The sequence below is a fragment of the Breznakia sp. PF5-3 genome (assembly GCF_029504745.1).
Lineage (GTDB): Bacteria > Bacillota_I > Bacilli_A > Erysipelotrichales > Erysipelotrichaceae > Breznakia.
Window position 1 is genome coordinate 1 of the sequence record NZ_JAQFIQ010000067.1, and the last position, 8,474, is coordinate 8,474.

7 protein-coding genes are annotated in these 8,474 nt (G+C 29.6%); all 7 read right to left on the reverse strand.

Annotated elements, in window-relative coordinates; genetic code table 11:
- Positions 1-354: 354 nt before the first annotated feature.
- The gene (locus M2475_RS11055) at positions 355-1,011 is read right to left on the reverse strand and encodes a DUF4304 domain-containing protein (RefSeq protein ID WP_277491574.1); all 657 of its coding nucleotides are present in this window, start codon (positions 1,009-1,011) and stop codon (positions 355-357) included.
- 175 nt (positions 1,012-1,186) lie between these two features.
- The gene (locus tag M2475_RS11060; protein WP_277491575.1) at positions 1,187-1,543 is read right to left on the reverse strand and encodes a hypothetical protein; all 357 of its coding nucleotides are present in this window, start codon (positions 1,541-1,543) and stop codon (positions 1,187-1,189) included.
- A gap of 305 nt (positions 1,544-1,848) precedes the next feature.
- A complete protein-coding gene (locus M2475_RS11065) occupies positions 1,849-2,076 on the reverse strand; it encodes a hypothetical protein (RefSeq protein WP_277491576.1) in 228 nt (75 codons plus the stop codon).
- A 107-nt stretch (positions 2,077-2,183) separates the two neighbouring features.
- Entirely contained in the window at positions 2,184-2,876 is a 693-nt protein-coding gene (locus M2475_RS11070; RefSeq protein ID WP_277491577.1) for a hypothetical protein, read from the reverse strand.
- Between the two features lie 120 nt (positions 2,877-2,996).
- Complete coding sequence (locus M2475_RS11075; RefSeq protein ID WP_277491578.1) at positions 2,997-3,689, reverse strand: hypothetical protein; 693 nt, start codon at positions 3,687-3,689, stop codon at positions 2,997-2,999.
- A 246-nt stretch (positions 3,690-3,935) separates the two neighbouring features.
- Complete coding sequence (locus tag M2475_RS11080) at positions 3,936-4,628, reverse strand: hypothetical protein (RefSeq protein WP_277491579.1); 693 nt, start codon at positions 4,626-4,628, stop codon at positions 3,936-3,938.
- Between the two features lie 7 nt (positions 4,629-4,635).
- On the reverse strand, positions 4,636-8,474 hold a 3,839-nt coding region (locus tag M2475_RS11085; RefSeq protein ID WP_277491580.1), incomplete at its 5' end, for an RHS repeat-associated core domain-containing protein.

Genomic DNA, 8,474 nt, shown 5'->3' on the forward strand with positions numbered 1-8,474 from the left:
TTTATAGAGGATTCACCTCTGAAGCAAGACAATTGCACTTTTTTGATAGATTATAGTTAATTTTATTTAGCTATTGACATCTAATAGTTTGTCTTATTCAACAATCTTGTTGGTACATTTGTTCCTGTTTAGATCTTTTTTGCGTCCCATAAACCCAATCTATTAATTTAGTATATCACGCTATATGATTAACTGCTTTAGTCAGATCATACATTTTTGTTATTAAATTAGTTGATCATTCTCATCATACGTATATATTTCATTACTTCCACCTTCTTTTTCCTTGTTCTTTCAATTTCCGCTTTCATTGCAATAGAAAGAAAGTAATTTTATAACCACTTGTTTTCTTTTAGCTTATTTAAATGGATATTTTATAATTTTAATATTAGTTTCCATATTACTTGTTAAAAATGCTTTGCATTTTTTAGAATTAGAAAATACTTCTACTGGAATTTCTTTCATTTTTTCTTTGTACTGGTTAAGAAAAAATGAATCATCCTCATCTTTGTTTACTTCATTAAAATGTTCATTTAAATAATTATAAGTTTCCTGTGCAATTTTATAATTATTGTAATAAAGATTTAAAATTACTTTAAAATAATATTGATAAAACATCATTTTTTTAGTAGTTAATTCTAATATACTGTTTACATCATGAAAACTATTAAATTCTGGAATGATTTTTTCTTTGATAATATTATAAAAGTCATCAAATGCTTTTTCGCAATCTGCCTCTGTTTCTAATGGCCACCAGTGATCTTTTCCATATATTAATCGTCCAAATCTGCTACTTGTTTCAAACTTAATCGCTTGATATGGTTGATATAATAAAGAAAAGCTATAATTTCCTGTTACTTCTTTTCCATCAGACCGTTTTTGAATATGAATCTCTTCAACAACATCATACTCTGTTCTTCTCACAAAAAAGGTTGATTTCCATTTTTGAAATCCTAATTCCTTCATCTTTTTTGTAAATATTCGCATCTGCTTATTGTATATTTTTGTATCCATATTATTTCCTCTTATTCAACAAGTCTGCTGGTACAGTAATATCGTTATCTTTTATTGAGAAGCATCTAATGTTTTATAAATCAAATTAATAGCCTCTTTATTTTATTATTACTATAAGTACAAGTCTTTTTTTCTATATCATGAGTACAGCCGTAACATGCAATGACTATGTAACTCATTCCAACCTTATATAATCTCCTGTATCCGTCTGATAAACATCACCAGTATAAATATCCACAGCATAATTTCCTGTTACTGTTTTCTTACTAGGAGAGTCTAAATAACTGCGAAAACCATAATATATTCTATCTTCATAAACAATAACTCCCAATGCTTCTGTTTTAGTCTCATCTCCAAGCTTATCTTTTACTTTATCCAAAAACAAATTCCATGCTTCAGATAATGATAAATTATTTTTTTCTTTTTCTATGTTAATACAAATTTCTTCTTCCCCATCGGTTTTTTCAGATTTGCTATTTTGATTGTTACAGCCTATCAGAATTAAAGCTAAACATATTATAATTTTTTTCATTGCATCTCCTTATTTTAAATTCCAAATTGAAAGAATACTAACCATCAAGTTTTATATTCTCAATTTGTAACATATCAACCTTTTATTAAAGTAACTATCCAAACTTCAACTGCATCTATCTCAATATATTTCTTAGTCTTTCTGTAACTTCTGTTGTTTCTTTTAGTAATAAGTTTCTTATCGAATCCTATCCAAGAAACCTTAACATCATCTTTTGGTTTTGCTGTTTAAGTTCTTCCACCACAAAATAGATTTATATTCTATTGGAATATCTTCCTCAAAAGGATTTTCATATCCTAATTTTTCTAATTCATCAAACCATAAATCTCTTTTTGAATCTGGCATTTTTTTCCGCACCATGGACAATAATCAATTTTTATATATGATTCTTCTCCGTCATGTATAATAATTCCATATTCATCAAATTTTTCATTATAATATATCAATGCATCTGGACACTCAAAAAGGGTCTTTTCTTTGCATTCAAAATTCAATATTTTTATCATTTGATCACAACAATTTCCTTTTTGCATAGTAATCTCCTTTTTCTCCTATTTTGAGTTTATTTATATTTCACTCCACTTATATCTTTTCTAATCCTTCTTTAATAATAGCAGTACTAAAAGCTTTATAAATTTTGTTATTTTATTTTTATCATTTCAACATTAATTACATCATATCTTTTCCCAGTCTCATCATCCATAAATGATAATCTAGATCTTAATTTTTGATCATATTTATAAGAATTAAACTCTACTTGATGGGCAAGCTTACTTTCTAATACTGCTGGATCTTCTCTCGATGGCTCACAAAGAATAGACCTACTCTGCTTATAACTCATTTCAACATTTGATTGAATTGTTGAATATTTATACCTTTCTCCATATAAATTCATACTTATATAATTTGAATCTATCTCAATTCGATATTCGCTTTTAATCTTAGATAATTTTTTATAAAACTGAGGATAATCTTCTTTCTTAATTGATGTTCTCCATCCTTCACTATCCATTGTCGTCACTTTATCTATTTCTACATCATCTAAATTTATCTCATAAACACCACTGACTGCAGTATAAAATTTTTTCTTCTGATCCTCATCTAATATAATATATACTGTTAGAGGGGTATCTTTTTGATTCTCTGTTAAATTGATTTTTTGTTTATTATATTCAATATAACTTATATTTTCTTCCTTAAATGTTTTCTCATCATCAACTTTTTCTTGTTCTTTGTTATCATCCTTTGGAGGGTCTTTTTGATCATTTTCACCACATCCAACCAATAACAAAGTACTCACTATTATAAACTTTTTTACTATTTCCTTTTTCATATTTTAATTAATCCTCTCTTCCTCTTGTTCATGATATCTTATCTTCTGCATAGTTGTTATGAATCTATACGAGATTTCTCATCTAGTGTTATAAATATTTTAAAGGTTGTCAATCACCATCTATTTTATTCTGACCATTTCAACATCAATTACATCATATCTTTTTCCTGTTTCAGCATCCATAAATGACAATACTGTTCTTAATTTTTGATCATATTCATAAGAATTGAATGTTATGTAATATATAGTATTACTTTCTAATACAGCTGGATCCTTTCTTGACGGCTCACAGACAATAGATCTACTTTGTTTATAATTCATTTCAATATTTGACGGAACTGTTAAATAGTTATATCTTTCCCCATATAAATTCATGCTTACATAATTGAAATCTATCTCAATTTGATATTCACTTTTAGTTTCAGATAATTTTTCATAAAACTGAGGATAATCTTCTTCCTTGATTGAGGTTCTCCATCCTTCACTATCTATTGCTATTACATTGTCCATTTCTACACTATCTAAATTTATCTCATAAACTCCACTAACTGCAATAAAAAAGCTTTCCTGCTGCTCATAATTTAACATTAAAATAGATGTTAGATGTGAATTTCTTTGCTTTTCTGTTAAAATGATTTTTTGCTTATTATATTCAATATAACTTATATCATTTTCCTTAAATGTTTTCTCATAGTCAACTCTGTCCTGTTCTTTGCTATCATCCTTTAGAGGCGTTTTTTGATTACTTTCACCACATCCAACCAATAGTAAGGCACTCGCTACTATGAACTTTTTTATTATCGATTTTTTCATATTTTAATTAAAACCTCTCTCACTCATGTTCATGACATCTTATATTATGCATAATTGTTATGAATCTATACGAGATTTCCTATACTAGTGTTATCAACATTTGAAAGAAACAGATTGATTATTATTAATATCATCAATCTGTTTCTTTATATTTTAAACGTTGTTAATCACCATCTATATTATTCAATGCATGTTAAATTTTTTCAAAAATTGTTAGATTCTTTTCTATTAAACAATCATATCACACTACTTTATTTTGACCATTTCAACATCAACTATATTATATCTTTTTCCTGTTTCAGCATCCATAAATGACAATACTGTTCTTAGTTTTTGATCATACTCATAAGAATTGAACGTTATATAATATACATATTTACTTTCTAATACGGCTGGATCTTTTCTCGATGGCTCACAGACGATAGAACCTCGTTGTTTGTAACTCATTCTTACATTTGATGGAACTGTTGAATAGTTATATCTTTCTCCATATGAAATCATGCTTACATTATTGGCATCTATCTCAATTTGATATTCACTTTTAGTCTTAGATAATTTTTCATAAAACTGAGGATAATCTTCTTCCTCGATTAATGAACTCCTTCCTTCACTATCTATTGCTATTACATTATCCATTTCTACGCTATCTAAATTTATTTCATAAACTCCACTGACTGCAATATAAAAGCTTTCCTGTTGCTCATAATTCAACCTAAAATTATCTTTTGGTTTTAACTTTCTTTGCTTTTCTGTTAAAATGATTTTTTGCTTATTATATTCAATATAACTTATATCATTTTCCTTAAATGTTTTCTCATAGTCAACTCTGTCCTGTTCTTTGCTATCATCCTTTAGAGGCGTTTTTTGATTACTTTCACCACATCCAACCAATAGTAAGGCACTCGCTACTATGAACTTTTTTATTATCGATTTTTTCATATTTTAATTAAAACCTCTTTCCCTCATGTTCATAGATACCTTCTCTCATAATTCTAATTTCTTCTTCTCTTCTTTTTACTAGACCTCCTAGCTCAGTCCCACCATCTCCATATTTAATATTTCTAAAACTCTGATCAACTTCACCATATCTTCCATCTTTTTCAAAGACTAATATCTCATAAATATAGGCTCCCCCTCCATTCATAGCAAGACTAGTATAAGCATCAAATACATTCTGCTTTAACTGAAACTTTAACTCTTGCATATTTGCATTAACTATTCCTTCAAATGTCAATAAATCCTCGCGTAAAATTGCATCCATTTGTTTTTCAGTCAACGGGTTTTTATATATATTCATAAAAGCATCTTGTTCTTCTTGGGTAGTAAAATGGTGTCCGTATCCTATTGTTCCGAATTGTTCTCCTCTTACATAATAAAGTTCAGGTTCTCTTCCTTCCACTGCTTTAATATACTTAATCATTTTATTTGATACTTTCATATTTTTTATAACAACAGAATTATTATCTTTTACTTTATTATTATCATTATTTTTTTGATCATTCTTCTTTTTCTCAAGACATTCTAATATAAATTTAGCAATATCAGTTATAAATCCACCCCAGTCTTTTCCCTTTCCAGGATTTGGATTCGGATTCGGCTTTGGTTTTGGTGTTTTTGATTGATTGTTTTTAGGAGTGGTTACTGCTTTTTTAGCTTGCTCTATTAGCCATGCTGCTAATGCCATTGTCTTCTGTGCCACATTCTTTTTCTGATTTTTTAGTTTTTTCTCGAATGCCGCCCTTGATAAATGAGCCCATTTACTAGCAAAGTTTTCTGCCCATGAATTCCCATCCCTATCCACATACTTATAAGGGTTAGATAAGGTGTAGTTATACCGATTCTGTGTTCCTACATCTTCTTTCTCTCCTGCATAGTTGTTATCTATCTGTATGAAGTTTCCTATACTTGGATCATAATATCGAGCTCTTAAATATATTAACCCTGTTTCTTCTTTATGCTCTCCATTGTAATAGTGTCCTTCTCCATGTTTACTATACCCATAATCACTATAACTTGCAAGTTTTACTTTATCCCCTTTTACCTCTGCTACCACACTGTTATTTAGTCCTGCTACTTGGGTAACACCATCCTCTTCTACAATCGATATTCCATATACATTACTCTTTCCATCTTTCTCTAAGATTTGAGTATATTCTTGATTGCGATCTAAGGTATAAATGGTTACTTCTGGTTCTTTCTTGTATGTAGATGGATAAGACGCACTTAGTACTTCCTCACATACATCTCCATTCGCTTTTTTCTTTCTTACTTGATCTCTTAAGATATCAAAGCTATCTTCTACTTCTTTTTCACTCACTTCATCAAATTCCAACGATACTGTATAGTCATACCATAATGTCATTGGATACTCTCTGATATCGCTCTTTACTTGTTTTACTCGCTCTCCTTGTGCATCATATGTGTAATCATACACATATGCTCCCTTTTGTAGCTGTGTCAGTTGGTCATTCTCATCATACGTATACACTTCATTACTTCCATCTTCTTTTACCTTATTCTTTAGATTTCCGTTTTCATTGTAATAGAAAGAAATCGTTCCTTTGTCACTTTCGATTGTTTCCAATTGATTACGATCATTGTATTTATATGTCTTCTTACCTTCACTACTTGATGTAACTGTCTTATTACCATGTAAATCGTAACTGTATTTGGTTGTTACTTTCTTTCCATCGACATATTTATTACTTTCTAATAATTCATCTGCTTGATTGTATTTATACGTATTTGTCTTTCCATTGATTACTTCTTTTACGAGGTTGTTATTGGCATCATAACTCTTACTTGTTGTATGAATTGCTTTTCCACTCTTCGTTGTATCTTTTTTGATTAGGTTTCCATTGTTGTCATACCCATAAATAGATACTACACTTCCTTGGGTTACTTTTGATACTTCTCCTCGAGCATTGTATTCATACGCTGCTACTGTCGCATCATTCTTTTTCACACTCTTTAATAGATTATATGAGTTATATGCATACTTTACTAAATCCCCATTGGCATAGGTAATGGTACTTAGCTTTTTATCTTTGTTATAAGTATACTGTACTTCTTTTTGGTTGGTATCTTTCACGGATACGATTTGATCAAAAGCGTTGTATTTATACGTAATTGTTCCTGCCTTGTTCTTAGCACTTATTACATTATCTCTTGCATCGTATTTATACGTATCATTATTTCTTTGTACCATGTTGTTGTTGGCATCATACTTATATGTAATCTTACTTCCATCTGGTTTCGTATAACTTGTTTTATTTCCATATACATCATATGTATAGAAATGTTTATACTTATATTCATTGTACTCTGATGTTAGGTTGTTTTGACGATCGTAGTTATAGATCGCATATTTCCCATTTAAATCTTTGGTGATTACATTATTGTTTCCATCGTACACATACGATACCACTCTTCCATGAGGGTTTTGTGCTTTCAATAAGTTATTGTTTGCATCATATTCATAACGATATGTAACCCCTCTAGCATTGGTTGTGGTAATCTCATTATTATTTCCATCATAGGTTTTTGTTTCCTTGTTTCCATTACCATCTTCAATAACTAATGCATTTCCACTTTCATCATAGGTAACCTTTTGGACACTCTTCATACTACTTCCATCCGTAGATGGTAGTTTTAATTCTACTGGTCTATTTAGTTTATCATATACGATTTCTTTGCTTAGATTATGTTCTGTTACTTTAACTTCATTGCCATTGGCATCATATACTTTGTTTAGTGTTTCTTTACCATTGGTTTTTACGCTTACCAAACGTGATAGTTCATCATATGTATATTCTTCTACATAACTACCATTTTCACTCTTCTTAAGCAATTCGCCATACACGTTATAAGTAGATACACTCTTGTATCCTTTTTCATTACTGCTTTTTTGATTACCAAAAATATCATAAGTATACGTAGATTTCGCAAATCTTGCATCATACGATGTAACCAATTGATTGTATTTGTTGTATTCATTCTTTTGCGTGATACGAGTATTTGTCTTTGTTTCTACTAGATTCCCTTTCTTATCATAGGCATTGCTAAGAACTTTATTTCCATTCTTCTCTTTTGTGACATTTCCTAATACATCATAGGTTCTAGTTGTTTTATATCCTCTTCCATCACTTTCTTCAATTACTTGTCCATATGCATCATAGGCATACGTTTTTGTATTTCCATTACCATCAATTTCTTTTACAGCTTGGTTCTTGTCATTGTATTTTAAATAAGAACTATTTCCTAATTTATCTACAACTTCCACCAACCGACATTCATCATCATAAACATAGGTAATAGCAAATCCTCTTTGATCGATTTCTTTCGCTACTTGTCCATACTCATTGTATAGCGTTTGTTCACTATTTCCATTCGCATCGATTACCTTTGTGACATTCCCATTTGCATCATATTCATTTTGGGTTGTATTTCCTAAAGCATCGATTTCTTCCACAACTTGATTTTTTTTATCGTATACCTTCTTTATCGTATTACCAAGAGCATCTTTTTCTTCAATGATATTGCCATTGGCATCATATACCGTCATTGTTTTTTGATTTCGATTAATATCTTGTTCTTCAATTACTTGATAGTTAGCATCATAGATATAAACAACTTCTTTTTCAGCTACTTTTTCTTTTACTTTATGATGAAGTTCATCATATTCATTAACCGTTTTCAATCCCAATTCATTGGTTGTAGAAACTACATTTCCATATTTATCATAGGTATTCTTTATCGTTCCTTTGTAGCTTGTTGTTTTTACTA

Excerpts from the sequence above, each read along its gene's own strand:
- M2475_RS11055 (WP_277491574.1), bottom strand. The coding sequence starts at position 1,011 with ATGGATACAAAAATATACAATAAGCAGATGCGAATATTTACAAAAAAG.
- M2475_RS11060 (WP_277491575.1), bottom strand. The coding sequence starts at position 1,543 with ATGAAAAAAATTATAATATGTTTAGCTTTAATTCTGATAGGCTGTAAC.
- M2475_RS11065 (WP_277491576.1), bottom strand. The coding sequence starts at position 2,076 with ATGCAAAAAGGAAATTGTTGTGATCAAATGATAAAAATATTGAATTTT.
- M2475_RS11070 (WP_277491577.1), bottom strand. The coding sequence starts at position 2,876 with ATGAAAAAGGAAATAGTAAAAAAGTTTATAATAGTGAGTACTTTGTTA.
- M2475_RS11075 (WP_277491578.1), bottom strand. The coding sequence starts at position 3,689 with ATGAAAAAATCGATAATAAAAAAGTTCATAGTAGCGAGTGCCTTACTA.
- M2475_RS11080 (WP_277491579.1), bottom strand. The coding sequence starts at position 4,628 with ATGAAAAAATCGATAATAAAAAAGTTCATAGTAGCGAGTGCCTTACTA.